Annotated in this window: 18 protein-coding genes and 1 pseudogene; 12 read left to right on the forward strand and 7 right to left on the reverse strand. The window is 36.1% G+C overall.

Annotated elements, in window-relative coordinates; genetic code table 11:
- Positions 1–7: 7 nt before the first annotated feature.
- Entirely contained in the window at positions 8–1,330 is a 1,323-nt protein-coding gene (locus tag ACEL90_RS03840) for a malic enzyme-like NAD(P)-binding protein (protein WP_155969552.1), read from the reverse strand.
- Between the two features lie 134 nt (positions 1,331–1,464).
- On the opposite strand from ACEL90_RS03840, the gene pgsA reads away from it, so the two are divergent.
- The 9 genes and pseudogenes from pgsA (at position 1,465) to ACEL90_RS03885 (ending at position 11,961) form a co-directional block, all read left to right on the forward strand.
- On the forward strand, positions 1,465–2,007 hold the full coding sequence (pgsA, locus tag ACEL90_RS03845; protein WP_012673109.1) for a CDP-diacylglycerol--glycerol-3-phosphate 3-phosphatidyltransferase: 543 nt from the start codon (positions 1,465–1,467) through the stop codon (positions 2,005–2,007).
- A 111-nt stretch (positions 2,008–2,118) separates the two neighbouring features.
- A complete protein-coding gene (locus ACEL90_RS03850) occupies positions 2,119–3,060 on the forward strand; it encodes a hypothetical protein (protein WP_423348696.1) in 942 nt (313 codons plus the stop codon).
- A gap of 60 nt (positions 3,061–3,120) precedes the next feature.
- Positions 3,121–3,828: an outer membrane protein assembly factor BamD gene (locus tag ACEL90_RS03855; RefSeq protein WP_423348697.1), complete on the forward strand. Its 708-nt coding sequence runs from the start codon at positions 3,121–3,123 to the stop codon at positions 3,826–3,828.
- 59 nt (positions 3,829–3,887) lie between these two features.
- Positions 3,888–4,622 (forward strand): YebC/PmpR family DNA-binding transcriptional regulator, encoded by a 735-nt coding sequence (locus tag ACEL90_RS03860; protein ID WP_423348698.1) that lies wholly within the window; start codon positions 3,888–3,890, stop codon positions 4,620–4,622.
- Between the two features lie 3 nt (positions 4,623–4,625).
- On the forward strand, positions 4,626–5,564 hold the full coding sequence (locus tag ACEL90_RS03865) for a M23 family metallopeptidase (RefSeq protein ID WP_423349295.1): 939 nt from the start codon (positions 4,626–4,628) through the stop codon (positions 5,562–5,564).
- A gap of 7 nt (positions 5,565–5,571) precedes the next feature.
- Positions 5,572–6,416, forward strand: a pseudogene (locus ACEL90_RS03870) (SPFH domain-containing protein).
- A 994-nt stretch (positions 6,417–7,410) separates the two neighbouring features.
- Positions 7,411–8,814 (forward strand): malonyl-CoA decarboxylase, encoded by a 1,404-nt coding sequence (locus tag ACEL90_RS03875; RefSeq protein WP_264339419.1) that lies wholly within the window; start codon positions 7,411–7,413, stop codon positions 8,812–8,814.
- A 75-nt stretch (positions 8,815–8,889) separates the two neighbouring features.
- The gene (gene lepA, locus ACEL90_RS03880) at positions 8,890–10,686 is read left to right on the forward strand and encodes a translation elongation factor 4 (RefSeq protein WP_423348699.1); all 1,797 of its coding nucleotides are present in this window, start codon (positions 8,890–8,892) and stop codon (positions 10,684–10,686) included.
- A 900-nt stretch (positions 10,687–11,586) separates the two neighbouring features.
- Complete coding sequence (locus tag ACEL90_RS03885; RefSeq protein ID WP_006279664.1) at positions 11,587–11,961, forward strand: TrbC/VirB2 family protein; 375 nt, start codon at positions 11,587–11,589, stop codon at positions 11,959–11,961.
- On the opposite strand, the gene ACEL90_RS03890 is transcribed toward ACEL90_RS03885, so the two are convergent.
- Positions 11,937–12,935, reverse strand: a complete 999-nt coding sequence (locus ACEL90_RS03890) for a pyruvate dehydrogenase complex E1 component subunit beta (RefSeq protein ID WP_423348700.1) — start codon at positions 12,933–12,935, stop codon at positions 11,937–11,939. The genes ACEL90_RS03885 and ACEL90_RS03890 overlap by 25 nt on opposite strands.
- A gap of 491 nt (positions 12,936–13,426) precedes the next feature.
- Positions 13,427–14,422 carry an ATP-binding protein gene (locus tag ACEL90_RS03895; RefSeq protein ID WP_423348701.1) on the reverse strand — a complete coding sequence of 332 codons (996 nt, stop codon included), beginning with the start codon at positions 14,420–14,422 and terminating at the stop codon, positions 13,427–13,429.
- Positions 14,423–15,431: 1,009 nt separating this feature from the next.
- Between ACEL90_RS03895 and ACEL90_RS03900 the strand changes: the two genes are divergently transcribed.
- The gene (locus tag ACEL90_RS03900) at positions 15,432–16,637 is read left to right on the forward strand and encodes an MFS transporter (protein ID WP_423349296.1); all 1,206 of its coding nucleotides are present in this window, start codon (positions 15,432–15,434) and stop codon (positions 16,635–16,637) included.
- Between the two features lie 40 nt (positions 16,638–16,677).
- Here the strand turns inward: ACEL90_RS03900 and ACEL90_RS03905 are convergent, their stop codons facing one another.
- From ACEL90_RS03905 to secG, 3 genes are read right to left on the reverse strand one after another with little or no spacing between them, the layout of a single operon-like run.
- Positions 16,678–17,085: a nucleoside deaminase gene (locus tag ACEL90_RS03905; protein WP_010962617.1), complete on the reverse strand. Its 408-nt coding sequence runs from the start codon at positions 17,083–17,085 to the stop codon at positions 16,678–16,680.
- Between the two features lie 25 nt (positions 17,086–17,110).
- Positions 17,111–18,715, reverse strand: coding sequence for a CTP synthase (locus tag ACEL90_RS03910; RefSeq protein ID WP_423348702.1), 1,605 nt, complete (start codon positions 18,713–18,715; stop codon positions 17,111–17,113).
- Positions 18,715–19,035 carry a preprotein translocase subunit SecG gene (secG, locus tag ACEL90_RS03915; RefSeq protein ID WP_007548880.1) on the reverse strand — a complete coding sequence of 107 codons (321 nt, stop codon included), beginning with the start codon at positions 19,033–19,035 and terminating at the stop codon, positions 18,715–18,717. The genes ACEL90_RS03910 and secG overlap by 1 nt, the downstream gene beginning before the upstream one ends.
- Positions 19,036–19,179: 144 nt before the next feature.
- Here secG and ACEL90_RS03920 point away from each other — a divergent pair, with 144 nt between their 5' ends.
- Positions 19,180–19,695, forward strand: a complete 516-nt coding sequence (locus ACEL90_RS03920; RefSeq protein WP_010962614.1) for a gamma carbonic anhydrase family protein — start codon at positions 19,180–19,182, stop codon at positions 19,693–19,695.
- 50 nt (positions 19,696–19,745) lie between these two features.
- On the opposite strand, the gene ACEL90_RS03925 is transcribed toward ACEL90_RS03920, so the two are convergent.
- The gene (locus ACEL90_RS03925) at positions 19,746–20,558 is read right to left on the reverse strand and encodes a hypothetical protein (protein WP_423348703.1); all 813 of its coding nucleotides are present in this window, start codon (positions 20,556–20,558) and stop codon (positions 19,746–19,748) included.
- Positions 20,559–20,807: 249 nt separating this feature from the next.
- Between ACEL90_RS03925 and ACEL90_RS03930 the strand changes: the two genes are divergently transcribed.
- Positions 20,808–23,360: a valine--tRNA ligase gene (locus tag ACEL90_RS03930; protein ID WP_423348704.1), complete on the forward strand. Its 2,553-nt coding sequence runs from the start codon at positions 20,808–20,810 to the stop codon at positions 23,358–23,360.
- Positions 23,361–23,406 lie beyond the last annotated feature (46 nt).

Consider the following 23,406-nt stretch of genomic DNA (forward strand, 5'->3'; position numbering starts at 1 on the left):
CAATAAATTACATATGTGAAGATAGTAAATTCAGCGTACTGAGAACATTAGAAAGACGAGATTTTAATTGATTTTCATATTTACTCCAATCTTGTATTGCCTTTCTTGCAACACCTGAATCAACTGCGGCTTTTGCAACAGCAGGAGCTACTATAGAAATTAATCTTGGGTCAAATGGAGTGGGTATTATATATTCACGTCCATAGCCCATTTTACGACCGCCATAGACTGCAGATATCTCACCTGGTACTGGCTCACGGGCAAGCTTTGCTATTGCATCTGCAGCTGCAATTTTCATTTCATCATTTATTGTTGTTGCATGTACATCAAGTGCCCCTCTAAATATATAAGGAAAACCCATTACGTTGTTGACTTGGTTGTTGTAATCTGACCTACCAGTTGCAATTATTGCATCTGGCCTCACAGATTTTGCAAACTCAGGCCTTACTTCTGGATCGGGATTGGCAAGAGCAAAAATAATCGGGTCTTTGCCCATACTCTTTAACATCTCTTCATTTAACACATCTTTTGCAGATAGTCCGATGAATACATCAGCGCCTTTTATTGTATCAAGTAGAGAACGTTCGGAAGTATCAATTGCATATTTTTCCTTCCACTCATTCATGTCCTCGTTTCTACCTTTGTATATTACTCCTTGCTTATCACACAGCACTATATTTTTAGCGCCCATGGACTTTAGTATTTCTAAACATGCAATACCGGCTGCTCCAGCACCATTCATAATGATCTTAACGTCCTCTAATTTCTTTCCGACAATATCAAGAGCATTTTCTATACCAGCTGCAACAACCACTGCAGTTCCATGCTGGTCATCATGGAACACTGGAATATCCATCAGTTCATTCAGACGTTTCTCTATTATAAAACAATCGGGAGATCTTATATCCTCTAAATTTATCCCCCCCCAACTTGGCCCAAGGTACCTTACTGCATTGATAAAATCTTCTATATTTTCTGTACCAACTTCTATATCAACTGCATCAATATCAGCAAAACGCTTAAATAAAACAGCTTTGCCTTCCATGACAGGTTTTGCAGCAAGAGGACCGATATTACCAAGTCCAAGCACTGCAGTGCCATTTGAAATGACAGCAACACAGTTGCTTTTTGCCGTATAATCATAAACAACCTCAGGATTTTTAGCTATTTCAAGGCACGGAGCTGCAACGCCAGGGGAATAAGCAAGTGACAAATCATACTGGGTAGATAAAGGTTTTGTTGGCATGATTGAAATTTTACCAGGTTTACCACCTCTACTGTGATAATTAAGTGCCTCTTGTTTTGTGGTACTATCTAAATCATCGTTCATCATTACATCTTTATATTTTAAGCTTGTATTTTTTAAGTATATGGAGTTTTTATAAATGTTCAATTGTAAACTATTAGCTTGCGAACTCTGGTGTACTTCTGTATAAGTTTACCTGCTACGTAGAATGGTATTACATGCTTAAGAAAAACGTGCCTAATTTGCTTACAATTTCTCGTGCGCTTGCAGTACCAGCAATAATATTAAGTTTTTATATAGAAAATAAATATGCAGGCCTGATAACAATATCAATCTTTGTATTTGCGTGCATTACGGATTTTTTTGATGGTTACTTGGCGCGTGCGTGGAAAGTCCAATCAAAATTTGGCAAGCTATTTGATCCAATTGCTGATAAATTAATAGTGGTTTCAACGATAATTATGCTAGTTTATAAGCAGAAGATAAATGATTTTACAATAGTACCATCGATTATCATCATCTGTAGGGAGATATTAGTCTCTGGTTTGCGGGAGTTTTTGATAGCTACAAATGTTAGTCTACCTGTAAGCAAAGCTGGCAAAATTAAAACATTTTTGCAGATGGTTGCTGTAGTAGCGCTAATAATGAACGATTATTATATGATTCAATATACAGGTGCGATTTGTTTATGGGTTGCAGCTATTATAACTATGTGGTCAGGCTATAATTATATCCTAGCCGGCATCAAACAGATTGATTAAATCTCCTAGGAAATAGTTAATAGACAAGAGTAGTTAATATCTTAGTGATATTGACTCAGAAAGCAAAAAGGTGTATAATTATATTAACTTACAACTAATTAGGTTAATATTATGAAAATACCTAGTGGCAAATTTTCTTCTACTAAAAAGGTTCCAGGAAAGAATAAGAAAAAAAGAGATTTTGAACCATTAGAAGAGTTTTTTTTGGATTTTTGGCCAACAGTTGATAAAGAAGTCAAAAGAGAAAGGCTAGAACAAGAACTATTAGCACTAAAAAAAAGAGAGCTATATAGAAAATGTGCATCATTGGCAACAATGGTCCCATTTACATTGCTGATGGCGATTGAACTGGAAAAAACATATAGCGATCAGGTATTACTTGGCGTGATAAGTGGCGCGCTAAGCCACACTATATTACCTTTTACAGTCTTATCTCTTATTTGTACGCTATATTTAATTTACAATAATAGGAAGATAGCACAAAAAGAACGAGAGTTGGAGATTATTGAAAATGGAGAGGAAGTAAAGGAAAAAGAGCACAATATTTCTGATATAGGTCAGTGTTTGATCTATATTGAGGCTATAATAACTGCACTGGTTATTGTAGGTATGATAATGGGTGAAACATCTTCACTTAAAGCAGCAGAGGATGCAATTTTATTTCTTGCCAATGCAATTGCTTTTCTTGCAACTCTTGTTTCTTATATTGATAAGCATGAAAAAAATAAGAAAAAGGAAACAGAAAAGTCTGATCTTGATGGGAAATCTAGCAAGAAAACTAGCAATATATCTGTAGCCGGATTGGCGCTTGCTGGTTCTTCTGTATTTTTAATAAGAAGGATAATGTTAATAGCATTAGCATCGTCCTTAAATCCTGCTGTTGGACCTACTTTAGGCTTGATAGGTATTGCAATTTTTATGGCTGTACAGGTCTTAACTATACATTCCTACAGTAAGACGCTGAAAGATCCAAAAGTGGAAGGACGAGGTGAATCAAGAAATGCAGGTAGTTCTGACCGTAGTTATAAAGAAGAAGGACCGGCTATTGCCTAAGAAATTTATTTATTTAAGTAATATTTAGGTCTATACTTTATTTTGATCGAAAAAAATCTTATGTATAAGACTTTAATCACGTGCTTTATTTTCCTAATTTGCTCCTTTACACAATCGTATGCGGATGATCTTGAAAAAACTGAAACTGAACTATATGAAGAAGCAGTTGAACTTTTTGACCAGAAAAAATATAAACAAGCTATTAGGGCATTTCATAAGATAGAGGATTTGTATCCTTTGTCTTATTGGGCAATGAAAGCGAAATTATTATCTGGGGTTTCTCACTATAATATGGGTAACTATAGCAGTGCTGCAAGTGATATGGATGATTATATGTATGTTTATTCAAACGGTGAAGATTTACCATATGTATACTACTTAAGAGTATTATCTTATTACATGCAAATTAATAAAGTGCAACTTGGACAGCAAACTGCATATAAAACTTTAGAGCTAGCCACTGAGTACATTAATCTCTTTCCAGGCAGCGAATATGTAGACGAGATAAAGGAAAGAGCAAAATTAATCACAGAACATATATCAACAAAAGAGTATTCTATCGGTAAATTTTACCTGAGGCGTGGTGAATATTTAGCAGCAATTAAGCGTTTCCAGAATATGGCAAGCTATAAGGATTCTAAATATTTTTCTAAGTCTATTAACCATTTAATAGCAGCCCATTCAGCTCTTGGCCTTGACTTAGAAGCTGAGCAGTATGAAAGTATGTTATTAGCAGAAAACCTGCAAGATGCCAAGCCAGAGGCTTGAAAATTTGCTTTAGCTTTTTCTATGCTTTGATATATAATTAGGTTTTTAACTATTTGAATATGGCTGGTCATTCACAATTTTCAAATATAAAACACCGGAAAGGTGCTCAGGATGCAAAGCGCTCTCAAAAATTTACGAAGCTGATTAGAGAAATAGCAGTTGCTGCAAAGCAAGGGCTACCCGAACTCAACCCGCGCCTTCGCTCTGCTATATTTGCTGCACGCAAGGAAAATCTACCAAAAGATAAAATAGAAACAGCAATAAAAAGTGCAACTGGTAACGTTGCTGGAGAAAATTACGAGGAAATACAATATGAAGGTCATGGGCCTTCTGGCACTGCACTCATTGTCCATGCCTTGACTAATAACCGCAACCGTACTGCTTCTGAGGTACGTTATATCTTTTCTCGTAAAGGTGGAAATTTAGGAGAAACAGGAAGTGTTAGTTACCTTTTCGATCATGTAGGCTTAATCGTCTATAAAGCAGAAGGTATGAATTTTGACGATTTATTCAGTCATGGAATCGAATTAGAAGTATTGAATGTTGAGGAAAATGACAAAGAAGGATTACACGTTATAACTTGTGAAATAAAAGATTTTGGTAAAGTACGCGATGCCTTTTATGCAAAATTCGGAGAACCAGAACTTGCTCGTCTTTCATGGCAGCCAAAAGATCTGATTGAAATTAGCGATAAAGAGTTGATTGATAAATTATCTGCATTGGTTGAAGAATTAGAAGATAATGATGATGTACAGTATGTGGAAGGTAATTTTACTTTTGTTGATGCTGTTTAAATGATGAAGCTGATTGTATTTATGCTGCTCTTTATCTTACCGTTATATACCGCTGAAACATCAACAGATCTTGCACAGCCATTCCAGCATGGAATCAGAAAAAAAAAAGCTACTTTGACGACAGAAAGTGATAGAAAGTTGTTATTCATATCCAGTACCATAAAATCTTCCTTTTTTGCCACGGAAGGGTTGGCGCCAAATACAGTGGTGAAATTGATCAACATATATAAAGATTTCGGTGTTGATTTTAAAAAAGACATTGTGCCGAAGAGTAAATTGGAGGTTCTTTTTGAGAGATTGCCTAATAATCAGAAGACTGAAGAAAAAATTTTATATGCTTCACTGACAATAAACAAGAAAGCTATTAGTTTATATCATTATAAATCGCAAGACGGCAAAGAAAGATATTTTAATAAAGAAGGAATAAGCTTAAAAAATGGCGAAATTTTTGCAAATCCTTTAAATGGAGATTATCGCGTATCCTCGAAATTTGGTAATAGAAAGCACCCTATTCGCGGCAAAATTGTTTTTCACAAAGGAGTGGATTATGCAGCTAAACTTGGCACTCCCATATACGCTGCTGCAGAGGGTGTGATAGAATATGTAGGAAAGAATGGTGGCTATGGAAATTACATCAAAATAAAACACAAAAATGAATATTCAACCTGTTACGCGCATATAAGTAGATTTAGTGGCGATATAAAGTTAGGCTCTAAAGTAAAGCAGGGGCAGATCATCGCTTATGTTGGTAGCACTGGTGTTGCAACAGGACCCCATTTACATTACGAAGTTATATATAATGGCAAACACATTGATCCGCTTACGATAGCACATAAAACTGAAGTAAAATTGCCTGATCATGAATTAAGAGAGTTTAAACTATTTGTAAATAAGATAAACAAAACGATCAACAGAGAGAGTTCAAGTGAAAAAGAAGTTTAAAGACAATATGGATAAGAATACGATAAACGATAGAATTTGAGTCAAATTCGGGCTTTTCCTGTACTAATAGCGCTAGGATTAATTTTATCGCTGCTTTTTTTGGCATATGACAGCACAATTGCACTTGGAGTTGCTGCCGTTTCAATTTTGACTTTTCTTCAAGGATTTTTTATTAATGACCCTAATGAAGCAAGAGTGATAGAATTTTTTGGTCATTATATTGGAACTTATTTTAAGTCTGGAATATGTGTAACGCTTCCCTTTTCAAGCAAATATATAGTTTCCCTAAAATTTCAGAATATTAACACAGAAAAAATAAAAGTTAATGATGCAAATGGAAGTCCAATAGAGATTTCTGCAGTAATTGTTTGGAGAGTAAACAGCCCTGCAAAGGCGTATTATAATGTTAACAACTATCACGAATTTGTTTTTGTGCAAAGTGATTCAGTAATAAGAGAATTAGCAAGCAATTATCCGTATGATAGCGAAAGCGATGAGGAATCTTTACGTAAAAATTCTGATAAAATTTCAGATGAATTGCGGTCAATGTTACAAAAAAGATTAGATATTGCAGGAATTGAGATTACAGAAGCAAGAATATCGCATTTGGCGTATTCGTCCGAGATTGCACAAGCAATGTTAAGGCGTCAACAAGCACATGCTATCACTTCGGCAAGAAGGCATATAGTGCAAAATGCAATAGGAATTGTCGAGGAAGTAATAGCTCATTTTGAAAAAAACAAAAGCTTACAATTAGATGGCAAGCAAAAGGTTCAATTGATAAATAATTTGTTGGTTGCCCTAATCTCTGAGCAAGATGCACAACCGACGATTAGTTTAGATAATAATTAGCTTAGGTATACTTTTAATTCTTTTTGGTTGATAGGCCAAACTATGTTATTATTGTAATTTAGTAAAGAAATTTAAGATTATCAACATTTTAAGCTTGATATAGCTAATGCAAGTCAGGTTTCCCTCGTCATACTGCCGCGAACCGTCATACCGCCGCGGTACCTCTTAGCTGCTAACACGTAGTGGATGACGAATTGCTTAACCGTCATACCGCCACGAACCGTCATTCTGCCGCGGCGCTAACAAGAGATCCCGCTAACAAGCAGCGGGATGACGGTTGTCGTTTAGCCATAAGCATTAAGGAATTTACCAAACGAAAAAAAAGGCAAAAGAAGCCCCGTGGTTATTATCCGCTTTAAAATATTGGCGTTTTTTATGTTTTAAACGCTTGACAAGCAAGATTAAGCCGCTTTTAATTGCAACTAATCTACGCTGCAAATGTTTAAGAAATTTACTAAGCAGAAAAAAAGGCGAAGAAAACCTAGGGTAGCTAGTATTCAAATTCTCCCTTGTTCTATTTGACGTCTTTTGATGTCTTGAACGCTTTATAAGCGCGTTTCTGCTTATGTAGGTAGAAGTTTTATAAAGACATGAGGTGCACATAGTGCAAAAAATTAAACATGAGACGCCAGATACGTGAGTTTTTTTGTCATTTAATCTGTACAGAGAAGATAAATAAATAGCTTCAGTTTCATGATAAGGGGGCTGGCGAAGCTTGTCAAGCAAGTTTTTGTTTCTACTGAATGACAGTTGTGGCTTGGGAGGTAGTGCAAGAAGTCTATTGTATTACTGAATTATTAATAATTCAGTAATAGTGCCTGCTATGTAGCTAAAATTTTCCTTTAACTTGAGCTATATGTAGCTAAAATAACTTGGGTTTACCGACGATTTGACAAACGACAAATTCGTCATCCCGCTACTTGTTAGCGGGATCTAGAGATATCGCAGCGGTATGACCCTGACTTGCATTAGCTATGTATAATAAAGGGAATCTATGACAAAAGAATCATTGGTAAAAACTGATATAGTGAAAGTTGAAGACAAAAAGGCGGTAAGAAGCTTTTTTAAAATACTAGGTGGAGTGGCAGATGCTGTAAGATCGTGGATTGGTAACATCAGTCCTGATTTAAGCAACAGTCGCGATATCGATAGTTTAGTCCTGAAGATGAACGAGTGCTTAAATCCAAAGGGAGGGGAGGTTTCAGCACGTAAAAACGCTGTATCTCTTGGTAACTTGTACTTAAGCTTATCAGAGAAAGGTAAAATAAAATTTCTACAAACCCTGGCAGAAAAATTTAATCCGAATAAAGCGGAAATAGATGAGAAAATTAGAGAGTATAAGAAAAACCAAGATCCCGAGTTAAACTATAAATTTGAACAGGATTTAATAAAAATTCTTGAATCACCGCGTTCTAAAATATTAAAGCAATTTATTTCTTTACCAGAAGGCCTTAAGTTTATTGTTGATATGCGTTCTGATGTGCTTAAGCTAAAAAACCAACATAGAAGCTTGAATCCACTAGAGAACGAATTAAAAAATATACTCTATACTTGGGTTGATGTTGATCTACTTGATCTTCGTCAAATCACCTGGGATTCACCTGCATCATTGCTAGAAAAACTTATAAAATATGAAGCTGTGCATAAAATTTCCTCTTGGGGCGACCTAAAAAACAGACTAGATTCTGATCGTCTCTGTTTTGCTTTTTTTCATTACAAGATACCAAACGAACCTCTAATTTTTGTAGAGGTTGCATTGGTGGATAAGATTGCAGATAGCATTCAACACCTTTTAGATGAGTCAGTACCTTCAAATGATCCGAGTAATGCAAGCACTGCTATATTCTATTCAATATCAAACACTCAAGCAGGGTTATCTGGAATCAGCCTTGGTAATTTTTTGATCAAAAGGGTTGTAGAAAAGCTATCACAGGAGTTTAAAAGTATAAAAACATATGCAACTCTTTCTCCAATACCTGGCTTTACGAAATGGCTAAAAAACAATCTAAACCAAGATGTCACTTTATTGGGCAAACTAAATATAAAACAATCTAGTGCAGAAATTTTAGAAAGTGCAGAGCAATTAAAAACTAATGTTGAATGTACAAATGAAACTAAACAATACATGCTTAAACTATGTGCATATTATTTACTAAAAGTGAATAATAGTAATGGAAATACTTATGACCCGGTGGCGCATTTTCATTTAAGCAATGGCGCATCAATAAAACAATTAAACTGGATGGCGGATACTTCTGAAAAGGGTATTAGTCAGTCAGCCGGGATGATGGTAAATTATCTATATGAGTTGCCTAAAATAGATAATAATCATGAAAACTATATGGTTAATAAAGTGATTTCCTGCTCGAAAAAAGTGTCGTCTATGTTGAAGGAGTAAATAGTCTCTTAATAAAGGATTGCCCTCACAACACTTAAAATGTAAAATGGTTCTACTTAAGTAAAATAGCCATAAATGAACAACATAAGAAATTTTGCAATAATAGCGCATATAGACCACGGTAAGTCAACGCTTGCTGACCGTTTAATAGAGGAATGTAACGGCCTTGAAGCAAGAGAAATGATCAATCAAATACTCGATTCAATGGATATAGAGCGTGAACGTGGCATTACAATTAAAGCACAGACGGTAAAACTTAATTATACGGCAAACGACGGTAATCAATATTGCCTAAATCTCATGGACACCCCAGGTCACGTTGACTTTTCTTACGAGGTAAGTCGAAGCTTAGCCGCATGTGAAGGTTCACTTTTAGTGGTAGATAGTAGCCAGGGCGTTGAAGCACAAACCCTTGCAAATGTATATAAAGCTATTGACAACAACCATGAAATAATAGTTGTGCTCAATAAAGTTGATCTTCCTGCTGCAGATCCAGAAAAGGTAAAACTCCAGGTTGAGGAAATAATCGGTATTGATGCAAGTGAGTCAGTTTTAATATCAGCAAAAACTGGACTTGGAATAAAAGATGTACTGGAAGCAATAGTAGCAAAACTTCCAGCTCCTCAAGGTGATGTAAATGCTCCATTGCAAGCAATTTTGGTTGATAGTTGGTATGACACTTACTTAGGAGTAGTAATTTTAGTGCGAGTTAAAAATGGAGTGCTAAAAAAAGGCATGAGAATTGTTATGATGTCTAATAATGCTACATATCAAGTGGACAATATTGGTATTTTCACCCCTAAAAAAGTTATGACGAGTGAGCTTTCAGCGGGTGAAGTTGGTTTTATAACTGCTTCAATGAAGGAAGTAGCAGACTGCAAGGTAGGAGACACTATCACTGAGGAAAAGAGACCTTGTAGTGAAGCACTTCCTGGATTTAAAGAAGTGCATCCTGTGGTATTTTGTAGCATTTTTCCTCATAAAACGGATGATTTTAAATATCTAAGAGAAGCTCTAGAAAAGTTACATTTAAATGATGCAAGTTTTACCTTCGAAGCTGAAACTTCAAATGCACTAGGCTATGGATTTCGTTGTGGTTTTTTGGGAATGTTGCATCTTGAAGTTATTCAAGAAAGGCTCGAGAGAGAATTTGATTTAGACCTAACAGCAACTGCACCGAGTGTTATATATAGGGTTACAACACGAAGTGGTGAAGTTTTGAATATTCATAACCCAAGTGATATGCCAGATCCAACGAAAATTGAAATTGTGGAAGAACCATGGATTACCGCAATCATAATGGTCCCTGACCAATACTTGGGAGAGATTCTATCTCTATGTGAAGAAAGGAGGGGAGAACAGGAGGATTTATCTTACATTGGTAACACAACAACAGCATTGTTAAGATATAAATTACCACTGTCTGAAGTTGTTTTTGACTTTTATGATCGATTAAAATCAATTTCCAAAGGATATGCAAGTTTGGATTGGGAAATTTCCGGCTATCTGGTAAGCCAAATAGATAAATTAAGCTTTTTAATTAATGGAGAGCCCGTAGATGCACTAGCTTGTATCGTTCACAAAAGTAGGGCAGAAAAAAGAGGGCGTGAAATATGCGCACGCTTGAAGGATCTAATACCACGTCAGCAATATAAAATCGCGATTCAAGCGGCAGTGGGCGGAAAAATTATTGCCAGAGAAACGATTAACCCATACAGAAAAGATGTAACAGCTAAACTCTATGGTGGAGATGTAACGCGAAGAATGAAACTACTTGAAAAGCAAAAGAAAGGTAAAAAAAGGTTACATTCTATAGGGAACGTAAATATTCCACAGAATGCTTTTATTCAAGCCTTGAAGATAAGTGATTGATCTTAAAAGACTTTTTGTATAGTTTTTGGCAACAACCGTTAGAAACGAAAAAACTTGCTTGACAAGCTTCGCCAGCCCCCTTATCATGAAACTGAAGCTATTTATTTATCTTCTCTGTACAGATTAAATGACAAAAAAACTCACGTATCTGGCGTCTCATGTTTAATTTTTTGCACTATGTGCACCTCATGTCTTTATAAAACTTCTACCTACATAAGCAGAAACGCGCTTATAAAGCGTTCAAGACATCAAAAGACGTCAAATAGAACAAGGGAGAATTTGAATACTAGCTACCCTAGGTTTTCTTCGCCTTTTTTTCTGCTTAGTAAATTTCTTAAACATTTGCAGCGTAGATTAGTTGCAATTAAAAGCGGCTTAATCTTGCTTGTCAAGCGTTTAAAACATAAAAAACGCCAATATTTTAAAGCGGATAATAACCACGGGGCTTCTTTTGCCTTTTTTTTCGTTTGGTAAATTCCTTAATGCTTATGGCTAAACGACAACCGTCATCCCGCTGCTTGTTAGCGGCTGAGATGCCGCGGCGGTATGACGGTGTAGATAGTATCCCGCTACGTGTTAGCGGGATCTATGTTAAGGTATGACGGTTAAGTAGGGTGTCATCCCAGTGCCCAGACACTGGGATCCAGGAATTTTATTAAGTTGGTAAGCATAAAAGTAGCCGTTTTACGTTACAATACAATGTTTTGATGATTATGGAAAGGCTGGATCCCAGTGTCAAGCACTGGAATAATATCGTTTACTATGTCTATATTACAATATTTGTGCAGTTGTGTGTCAACTACTTTTGTGGCACCGTCTGTTATTCAATCTTTATGCTAGTTTTACTAAAAATTATAGTATTTTAGGTATAATTGCAATATCTAAATTTAAGGTATAGAGATGAACCCTAGGAAAGTTTTTAATATTCTTTTTATAGTATTATTTATTTCTTTTTCTCATGTTGGGAGTGCTGCCGCTGACACTAATACTGATACAACTGCTCAAGTAATATGTAACATTATTGGCTACGTTTGGGGAATAGGCGGACCGCTTATGACCGTAGTGATAATAGGTGCAGCTTTGCTTGCGATATTTGGTAGAATGCCATGGCCAGCTCTTTTTGCACTCGGTATATTTTGTGCTGTATTTTTCGGTGCTAAAACTATCGTCATAAAAGTAATGGGTGGTATAGGCGGCACTGGAAATACTTCTTTGATGGACCAATGCGGAACAGGAGACACAAAAAAGAACTATTTTTTTCTAAAACAGACCTGATGCACGGCTTCAACTATATCTTCCACTTGCGGTAATGCTTTTTTTTCTAGATTTGCAGCGTAAGGTAAGGGGATGTCCTTGCCAGTTACACGTACAACTGGAGCATCAAGGTAGTCAAATCCTTGTTCCATAACAACGGCTGACAGCTCTGCTCCTATTCCTGCAAATGGCCATCCTTCTTCTACACTAACTAACCTATTAGTCTTCTGAATAGAGTTAATAACAGTTTGAGTGTCAAGTGGTCTTAAGGTTCTGAGGTCAATAACTTCAGCTTCTATACCTTCACTCGAAAGTAAATCTGCTGCATTTAAGGCATCCATTAATTTTAATGAAAAAGCAGTGATAGTTACATCCTTTCCTTCCCGTATAACAGCAGCTTTGCCTATCTCAAGTAGATAATCTTTGTTTGATAGCTCAGAGTCAGAAACTTCATGCTCATGTCCATAAGCTATTTCGTTTTCTAGAAATATTACCGGATTAGGGTCACGAATTGCAGCTTTAAGCAGACCTCTGCAATCTGAGGCAAAATAGGGTGCTATTACTTTTAACCCCGGTATATTCGAATACCAAGCTGCAAAGCATTGAGAATGTTGTGCAGCAACTCTTGCTGCAGCGCCATTTGGTCCACGAAATACTATAGGGCATCCAAGTTGTCCGCCTGACATATAATTTGTTTTTGCTGCGGAATTCACAATTTGGTCAATAGCTTGCATAGAAAAATTAAAAGTCATAAACTCGACTATTGGCTTTAATCCAGCAAACGCCGCTCCAACAGCAAGGCCAGCAAATCCATGTTCGGTAATAGGCGTATCAACTACTCTGTTTTCTCCAAACTCTTTCAGTAATCCTTTCGTTACTTTATAAGCACCATCATACTCTGCAACTTCTTCACCCATGATAAGCACATCAGAGTCGTTTTGCATTTCTTCTCTAATTGCTGTGCATAAAGCTTCTCTTACACTTAAGGTTGCCATTTATAAACTTTTATAGACTTTAACTAAAGTAACTGTATCAGAATTACTGGGGATAAGTAAAGTGTACAAATTAAGTTTTACAAACATAATGATTGTATTGCTTGTGTTTTTAATAATATATACTGCTAAGTTAATAATAATTCACTTGGGAATAACAGAAAAATACATGATAATTTTATATTTCAAATAGAATAAAATCCTTTTTATTGATACTGTCTTTTTTTTTGTAAAAAATATTCCTAACTTTTCCACCACTTTTTCTGGCTAAGGTCAGTATAACTTTTGCTTGAAATAACTGTTTATATGGTGCAATTTACAGCTTTTAGTTGCTAAAATTATAACTCTTAATTTAATAATTTTAATCCAATAAGCTTTCAGGTTAATAAAATTAAATTATTTGAGTAAATGCAATACCATGTCTTTATTTGTGGGTAATAATAAGAATAACGAAGGTTGGCTCAGCTACACTTCTATAATTTCAATTTTTATGTTTACCGTATAAAAGAAGTTTCTTCTGTCTGTGTCTCCCTGTTTGAAACCAACCTTATTCTCTCTCTTTCTTGTTCTGAACTTAACCCGCGAAGCGCGTGATCGAAATCTTTCTCACTAATCTTAGACCGTCTTTCCTCAACAGCACACATTTTTGCCTCATTTACTAATTGCTCTAACTTAGCCCCAGAATAGTCTTCAGTCTTTTCTGCAATGTTTTTAAGGTTTAACTCATTATCGGCTTCTGTACCTCGCATATAAAGTTCTAATATTTTTTGTCTCGCTTCTACGCTTGGATTAGGGATATAAACCCTCTGACCTAAACGTCCAGGTCTAATAAGTGCTGGATCTATATCATCGATACGGTTAGTTGCACCAATTACTATTATATCTTTTCTGCTCTTAAATCCATCTATTTCAGTTAATAACTGTGTTAAACTTTCTCGACAATGGTCAGCTGAGGTATTAGCGGTACTTCTTTTTTGAGCAACTACATCTATTTCATCTATAAAGACTATACAAGGAGCATGTTTTTTTGCTACTTTAAAAAGCTCGCGTACAGCATGTGCACCATGACCAACATATACTCCAATAAGATCAGGGCCTGAGATGCTTATGAAATTCATATTTGATTCACCTGCAATTGCACGAGCGATAAGTGTTTTACCATTTCCAGGAGGGCCATGTAATATGTAACCTCTTAGTGAATTAATACTTTTATTTCCAAACAGCTTGCGCATTTTTTCTGTCATTTGGTCACAGCAAATCATCTGCAACCGTTGTTTTAAGGAGTCATCAATTATAGCATCAGCAAATGTTATTCTTTTATCATCTGAATCAGCTAATTCTATCGATATAGGCAGCTCTACTTCCTTTAGTTTGCTGAATACTTGATCATATACAAACCAAACAATAAAAAGGAGAACGACAAGTAACACACAAGGCATAGCTTCACTAACATAATGTGCAGCTAACTCATACCCTTTACTAAGCAACATTGTATGCATATAGGCAAACAAAAAAGCGATAGAGACAATAGTTACCACGCATAGTATTATTATTAACCCGAATTCTGGATTAGATTTTAGGTAAATTATTGAAAGTCTTGAATTTTACTAAATTAGTAACTAATCTTAAAATGCTTACTGCTTTATCGTAAATGCTAAAACAATAAGCTATTGATATTCTTGTTTTTTTAATCTCCAATCCAGAATTCGGGTTAAAAACGCTAACTTGTATCTTCAAGAAGTAAGACATAATAGCTCTAAAATGTCTTGCAAGGAAAGGTAAAGCTGAATGCTAACTTATGCCAGAAAGATACCGTCTTGTTTGCCTTTTTGAGTAGTATCATCTTATTTTTCCTGTAAATTTTGTTTATAACGCCTAAGATTTACGATATTTTAATCCCGGTAGAATATCTTATAAAATCAGATTATATGTTATACCTATGGAAATAGATAGCTTTCAGCAATATTACAACCAAGAAGAAATGAAGACAGTAACATTAGCTCAAATTTATAAAGACTTGGTAATAAAGATATTCGATATAGCCACAAGCAAAATGTAAGCTACTATTAATGGTATTATGGAAATAGCACCAACGATACCACCTACTATACCTACTACCAGAGGTGACGGAGTAGTAAGGCTTAATATAATAAGTGGGAGAGATATAATTGATAGTATTATAGAAATTACACCTACTGTTTTCAGAAGAGATAGAAATCCTTTTGAATCTAAGTGTTCTTTTTCCCTTAAATAATATAAAGAAAATGCTTATACACATTATAGCACAAAGTATTACTGCTGCTATAAGTGCTGCTAAATAAGCTATATTCATTGCAATTATCACACACCATAATAAAAAAGTCAACTCCATATGTTTAGGTTGTAAAATCCCAAAAAGCAGCCAGAATAGAATAAGCAAACATTTACGAATTGAATTTAGTGCAAACAAGGGTGTTGATATCAACCATACTCTGCAGAATCGCAATATGGTATGACTACATGCTTTTTATTGATTTGATTAACATAATCAGCAGAGAGTTTTGTTTTGCAAAAGATGTCTACAGTAACATACTGCAATTATTTGGAATTGTAGGGCTAGGTGCAATTGTAAGGCCACTTGGTGCATTCATATTTGGTCACGTTGGTGACAGGTATGGAAGGAGAATGGCATTAACGATTGCTATCTTGCTAATATCGATTCCGTCTAGTCTCGTTGCGTTTATTCCAAGTTATAGCAAAATAGGTATAACTTCTACTATATTGCTTCTTGCAATCCATGTGACACAAGGGATTGCGCTTGGCGCTGAACAAGGAGGCAGTTCTGTTTATCTCATAGAGCATTTATCCAGTAGGAAAGAGAACTTAGGGATGTATTTTGGAATAATGGGCTTTGGTCGTTCCATTGGTGTACTGCTTTCTGTGGTGATAGTAATTATCTGCAAAAAAACTACTGATTTTTGTATCTGGGGTTGGAGATTGCCATTTGTTTTCTCAGCTATTTTAGGATTAATTAGCGCGTATAGCATATACACATTGGGAGAAACTCCAGCATATGAAAAAAATCGAAAACAAAGAAATTTACCTGATTTGCCAATAATAGAGCTTATAAAGCGCCACAAGAGAGCTCTTATACTTGCTATTTTAATATCTGTACCTGTTAATGTTGCTGTCGGATTTACCATATTTCTTCGAACACTCGCAAAGGAAATAGCATCAGTGGATGTTTATGTAACAACATATATCAACGAAATTGTATTGATTATAACCAGTATATTAATGCCGATATCTTCAATAGCGTTTGGAATGTTGGCTGATAAAGTTGGAAAAGAGCGCACTGCAATCTTATTTATAGCAATTACAATGGCACTGTGTTGTCCTGCGTTATCTATTGCATATTACTATAAAAATTATCTTGTAATTGCGTTGAGCGTAATGGTTCTCTCTATAATAGAAAGAGGTATAGTTCCCATAGGAATAGTTGCATCTGAACTCTTTCCTACCAATGTTAGATTTAGTGGTGTGAGCTTATCACGCAATATCTCTTATGCGTTACATGGAGGATTTACTCCTATGGTTTGTATTTGGTTGACTGTAACATTTCCTCAAACAAACCTTGCTGCTGGGCTTTATATAGTCTTCTGCTTATTGATCAGTGTGGTAGCAATATTGCAAATAAAACCGCAAGATAAAAATTTTGATTTGTGAAAGTTCTCAGTTTTCTCTTAGATTTATACCGTAACCTAAATTAGGTCCTTAGTTTCTCAAAAAAATCCTTTAACAAAAAAGAGCATTCTATTTCTAATATCCCACCATAAACTTCAGGTATATGGCTGCAAAATTGAAATATCTTAGCACCATTTTCAATTCCTCCACCTTTTGGATTATAAGCTCCAAAGTACAATCGTTTAATTCTGGCAAAGGAAATAGCTTGAGCACACATCGGACATGGTTCTAATGTTACGTACATATCAGCATCACAAAGCGTGGGAGTTGAAAATGCTTGTCTGATCGCTAACATCTCTGCATGTGCAGTTGGATCGCTGGATATATTGTGTGCAGAAGAAATGATATTGTCTCCACTCACTATTACAGCACCTATGGGCACCTCATCATTTTTTTGAGCGAGTTTGGCTTGCTCTATGGCAAGCTCCATATATTGATACTTAAACACTAGGCACTTATTTCTTATCAATTGCTGCTTTAACGAACGACACGAAAAGAGGATGAGGAGGAAACGGCTTTGATTGAAACTCTGGATGAAACTGCACACCAATAAACCACGGATGACTCTCTAACTCCACTGCCTCTATACATGTTCCATCTTCTGATATGCCACTGCATAGCAGTCCATTTTTTTCCAAATCATCTTTATAATCTGAATTGATTATGTATCTATGCCTGTGTCTTTCTGAAATAGTAGTGTTACTATATGCATCCATCATTTTAGAGTTTGCATTTATATTACATTTGTATGCCCCAAGTTTCATGGTTCCACCAAGATCGTCATCTTGATCGCCAGCTAACTTAACGATTGGATGTTTACAGTTACGAAATTCTTCAGAGTGTACATCTTCAAGCTTAACAACATTACGAGCAAATTCAATAATTGCAAGCTGCATACCAAGGCAAATTCCGAAAAATGGGATATTATTTGTACGGGCATAATTTATTGCTAATATTTTACCCTCTACTCCGTCATCACCAAACCCCCCTGGAACAAGGATTGCATGAGAATTCTGTAATTTCTCTCCTATAAGTTTTTCATTTATAGGTTTTTCTTCCTTCTCTCTTGAGTTAACCCAATTTATCCTTACTTTGACTTTATTACTAATCGCACCATGATTTAATGCTTCAACTAGTGATTTATACGCATCAGGGAATTCGGTGTATTTTCCCACTATAGATACAGTAACTTCCTGTGTTGGGTGCCTTATGGAATGCACTATTTGATCCCATTCAGTCAAGCTTGGTTTTGGCTTGCTTAAATGAAAGTGCTCCAAAATTTGCGTATCAAGCCCACATTGGCTATACAACACCGGTAACTCATATATATGACTCACATCAGGAGCAGGTATCACATTGGATAAAGAAACATTGCAAAGCTTAGCTATTTTCTCTCTTTGATTATCGAAAATTTCTTTCTCACTGCGGCATAATATAATATCTGGTTGTAACCCCGCGGAATTTAACTCTCGAACTGAATGCTGCGTTGGCTTTGTCTTTAATTCTTGCGCTGCGGTAAGATATGGTATTAAAGTTAAGTGAATAAGGATAACTCTTTGTTTTCCTAATGTGTAGTTAACTTGGCGTATAGCCTCCAAAAATGGTTGGCTTTCAATGTCACCTACAGTTCCACCTATTTCACATATTACAAAATCTAAACCTTCCGTACCATTAAAAATGAACGATTTGATCAAATCTGTTACATGAGGAATGACTTGCACAGTTTTGCCCAGATAATCACCACGCCTCTCTTTCTTCAATAACTCATGATATATCTTACCAGTTGTTATATTGTCATCTTTTGTTGCTTTAATTCCAGTAAAACGCTCATAATGCCCAAGATCCAAATCAGTTTCAGCACCATCTTCGGTAACAAATACCTCTCCGTGCTGAGTTGGGTTCATTGTCCCAGGATCAATGTTGAGATACGGGTCAAGTTTTCTGATACGGATCTTAAAACCGTGAGCTTGAAGAAGCGCACCAACACTCGAAGCAACTAAGCCTTTACCAAGCGATGACACAACTCCACCTGTGACAAAGATAAATTTAGCTTCCTTCATTAATTTTCAAATGGAACAGAAGTAGATTCACTTTCTTGCTTTTTTTCTAATATAATTTTTTCTGCGATCGATTTTTTATGTACGTCTTTTGAACATAATCCTGACAATAGCAATGTGTTTATAATAAACAATCCAGCAACAATAGCCGTTATTCTGCTGAGCGGGTTTTCAGAAGATTTCACCGGAATCATCGAATTGACCCCCTGTTGTGTATTACTAAAACCACTTAACGAACTACTTCCAGGCGGCTGCAAGAGCACTAAAATTACTAACACAACAACCAATATTATTTGAAATATACTTAATACCGCTACTGACATTATAGATAGGGCTGAAAATAAAAATCTTAGCAGCACAAAGCACGTAAGTCAAGAACATCTGTCACCCAAGTAGTTTGAAATCTAAGTATGTATTTACTGCTTACCTTATTTTGATTAACATATGCATAAGACTTTGGGCTTAATATGTATCACATTTTAAAATACAAAGATTATGAACCAAAAATAGACGAAAGTGCTTTCATCGCAGGTGGTTCGCATATCATAGGCAAGGTTGAAATAGGAAGAGATGCAAGCATCTGGTTTAATTGTGTAATCAGAGGGGACGTTGGATCAATAAAAATAGGTAATGGAACAAATATTCAAGATGGAACGGTAATTCATGTGGATAGAAACCCAGGTGGTGACACAATTATTGGCAGCATGGTAACAGTGGGACATTTTTGTGTGTTGCACGCATGCACGGTGCATGATAAGGCGTTTATTGGTATGGGCTCTACCGTGATGGACCATGCAGTTGTGGAGCCTGAAGCTATGGTAGCTGCTGGCTCACTGGTAACACACGGAAAAGTGATAAAAAGTGGGGAAATATGGGCTGGCAGGCCAGCAAAATTCTTCAAAAAAATGTCGAATGAAGAAATTAAACATATTACACAATCAGCACAAAATTATATTATGCTAATGAAGGAATATAAAAACTGAAGTTCGCGTCAAGTGTTTTACTTGACACGTACATTTCGGCTTAACCCTTGTTACTTCTTTTTCCCATTCTCATTTACTTCTTGTGCTTTTGCCCCATCTACTTGAGTACTAGGTAATACTGCATATGTAATACCACCGGCTACGAGTGCAGATGCTACTGCTATACCAATCATTACTAACATCTCTAACTTAACTGTACGTTCAAGTGCAGTAAATGCTATCAGTCCAGCAGCAAGACCCATACCAATAGTAGCAGTGTACCGTGCTCCATTGCCTTGTTTTGGTTGCTCAGTTGTTTTGCTTTTATCTTCTAGTTTTCTATTTTTCTCCTCAGCTTCAGCCAATCGATTTTGTAAGTCTTTTATTTCATCCTTTTTGGCTTCTAACTGAGCAGCATCTGGTTGAGCTTTTAATGCTGTCATTTCATTCTCTTTCTCTGTTAACTTTTGCTGTAACGCCACAGCATCTAATGCTTCCAATTCTGTTATTTTAGCATTTTTCTCTTCTAACAATTGTACTGTGGGATGGCAAGATAGGGCTTTTACCATAATCTCCTCTTTCCCATCGTTAAGGCCTAACAGACTTTCCATTTCTCCTGGGCGACTAAAATATCTGCCACCATTTTTCCCAACGGATTTTACATTCATGATTATATTATCTCCTAGTTCTTCTTGAGGATAAGAACCAGTAATATATAGTTGTTGATCATTTAGCGTACAGCCCACATAAAACTTGTCATCAATTATAGCACCACTCCTACCTACGTCTTTATACTTTTTAAATTCTTCATAATCATCTTTTTTTATAACAAGTACTATTTTATCATCGGCAACCTGTATTGTACCATTCTTTAGGCCTAGCATAACGAACCCCAATTATAATTTAACATTATATAATACCCTTAGAACCTAAGGTCAAGTAATATTTTTATCATAGCACAGAAAATTTATGTTCGTAAACAAAAAATTTTGGCGTAAAATTGCCGTAATTGTGCTATAGCTAAAGTAATTTAGGTTTACCGACCATCGTCATTCCGCTGCTTGTTAGCGGGATCTAGAGATACCGCGGCGGTATGACGTTGCTAGCTTAAAGTTTAAAATTGAGAAATATTTATGTTAAAAGAAAAATACGGCTTTAAAGAAGTTGAAGACAAATGCAACATATTATGGGAAGGTAGTAAAGTTTATAAATGGAATGGTGAAAAGGATAACACTTTCACTATAGACACGCCTCCACCGACAATATCAGGAAAACTCCATATCGGCCATATATTTAGCTATTGCCACACGGACTTTATTGCAAGGTTTCAGCGCATGCTGGGAAAAGATGTGTTTTACCCAATTGGGTTTGATGATAATGGGCTTCCCACTGAAAGATTGGTTGAGCAAACCTATAAAACCCGCGCAAAAGAAGTTGGCAGGGAAAAATTTATAGAGATGTGCCATGAGGTTATTGAAAAATCAAAGCAAGAATTCAAGGAACTATTTAAATCGGTCGGCATTAGTTATGACTGGGATTTGGAATATCACACGATCAGCAAGGAAACTGTGACGCTTTCACAGATGTCGTTTATTGATCTATATAATAAGGGATATGCATATAGAAAAATGCAGCCCATCCTTTGGGACCCGGTTGATAAAACCGCAATTGCGCAAGCAGAAATAGAAGATAAAGTTTTTGAGTCATCCTTAAACACGATAGTTTTCTCTACTCAAGAAAATGAGCAGATCAACATTGCAACTACGCGGCCTGAGTTACTTCCTGCATGTGTTGCAGTTTTTTGTCATCCAGAGGATACGCGCTACACTCATCTGATCGGAAAAACAGCGGTAGTGCCAATAACAGAGGAGAAAGTTTCAATAATAGCAGATGATAAGGTTAAAATAGATAAAGGCACTGGGCTTGTTATGTGTTGTACATTCGGTGATGAACTCGACATATATTGGCAGCAAAAGCATAATCTACCGATGAAAATTATCATCGATCAGGATGGAAGGATGGACCTAGATGATGTCATTCCAGTGCTTGACACTGGAATCCAGGAAAAAGAGCCAATGCCAGCGATGACAGAGGAAGATATCATGTCAGCGTATGGTCAGAAAAAAGAAGAATGGATCCCAGTGTCAGTTACTCGGATGACAGACGATATACTAAATGAAATAAATGGATTGAAAGTTAAAGAAGCAAGAAAGCGGATAATCGAAATCCTAACTCAAAGAGGCCTTTTGATAGAAAGCACTAACATTTCTCATTCTGTTAAGTGTGCAGAAAGATCTGGTGCACCACTTGAGATATTGCCTACTTATCAATGGTTTATCAAGACCTTAGAGCAAAAAGCTCAAGTATTAGATAAAGTAAAAGAATGCAATTGGCATCCAGCTACTATGCGTAAACGCGTGGAAGTGTGGATAGAAGGGCTAAATTGGGACTGGTGCATCTCAAGGCAACGTTATTTTGGTGTGCCATTTCCAGCGTGGTATTCTAAACGTAAGGGAGAAGAAGGTAAAATTATTCTAGCTGAGATAAAGGACCTACCTATAGATCCACTCAAAGATTTGCCAAAAGGGTATAGCAAAGAAGAGGTTATCCCAGATCAAGATGTAATGGATACTTGGGCCACAAGTTCAATTACTCCTCAACTGAGTGCACTGGCAGTAAACAGTGAGTTTAGCTTACCAAATCATCGCTATAATACAATATTTCCTGCAGATCTGCGCAGCCAGAGCCATGAGATAATAAGAACTTGGGCTTTTTATACTATTTTAAAGGCATATTATCATGCAAATTCTTTACCTTGGAAAAACATTATGATCAGCGGTTGGTGTTTAGCCGATGATAAGAAAAAGATGAGTAAATCAAAGGGTAACATCATCACTCCTCATGTAATACTTGAAACTTATGGAGCTGATGTAGTGCGCTATTGGGCAGCGAACTCAAGGCTTGGAGTTGATACAGTCTACTCTGAAAATACATTCAAAATTGGCAAGCGCCTCGTTACAAAACTTTGGAACGCTAGCAAGTTCGTTTCCATGTTCATGGAAAAGCATCAAGTGATGAGCATAAATTCTGCTCACGGGACAATGGATAAGTGGATATTGTCTAAGTTATACAAAGTTATAGAAAGAGCAACGAACAACCTATTACAATTTGAATACTGCGAAGCTTTGGGCGTAATAGAGGAATTTTTTTGGAAGGATTTTTGTGATAGTTACTTGGAGTTAGTAAAAAAACGTGCGTACGGAAGCAGTTTAAGTGCAAAACAAAGCTTGGCGTATGTACTGAATATTATTTTGCGGTTATTTGCACCTTTCTTGCCTTACATTACAGAAGAGATATACCACCAATTGTATAGTTATAATTCTGTACACAATCAAAGTAATTGGCCGAGCAAAGAAGAACTTATCTACGATAAATATTCAGAGGAAATGGGAGATAATGTTATTCAGATATTAAACATTATCAGAAAGATAAAGGCAGATAATAATGTATCAGTTAAGCATCTGATAAAAAAGTTGATGATAAAAGCAGATCTACGAGAGGATAAATTGAATCAATCCGCACAGAATGATTTGCAGGCAGTTTGCAATGTGGAAACGATAGAGTGGATGCAGTCTGAGCTTGAAACTGAAGACGGAAAATACATAGTGAATATAGACTTATACTGATTTTTATAGCTTTATTTCCTTTAATATCCATGCTATTGTAATCATT

The sequence above is a fragment of the Wolbachia sp. wLmal genome, from assembly GCF_049435495.1.
In the GTDB taxonomy this organism is placed as follows: domain Bacteria; phylum Pseudomonadota; class Alphaproteobacteria; order Rickettsiales; family Anaplasmataceae; genus Wolbachia; species Wolbachia pipientis.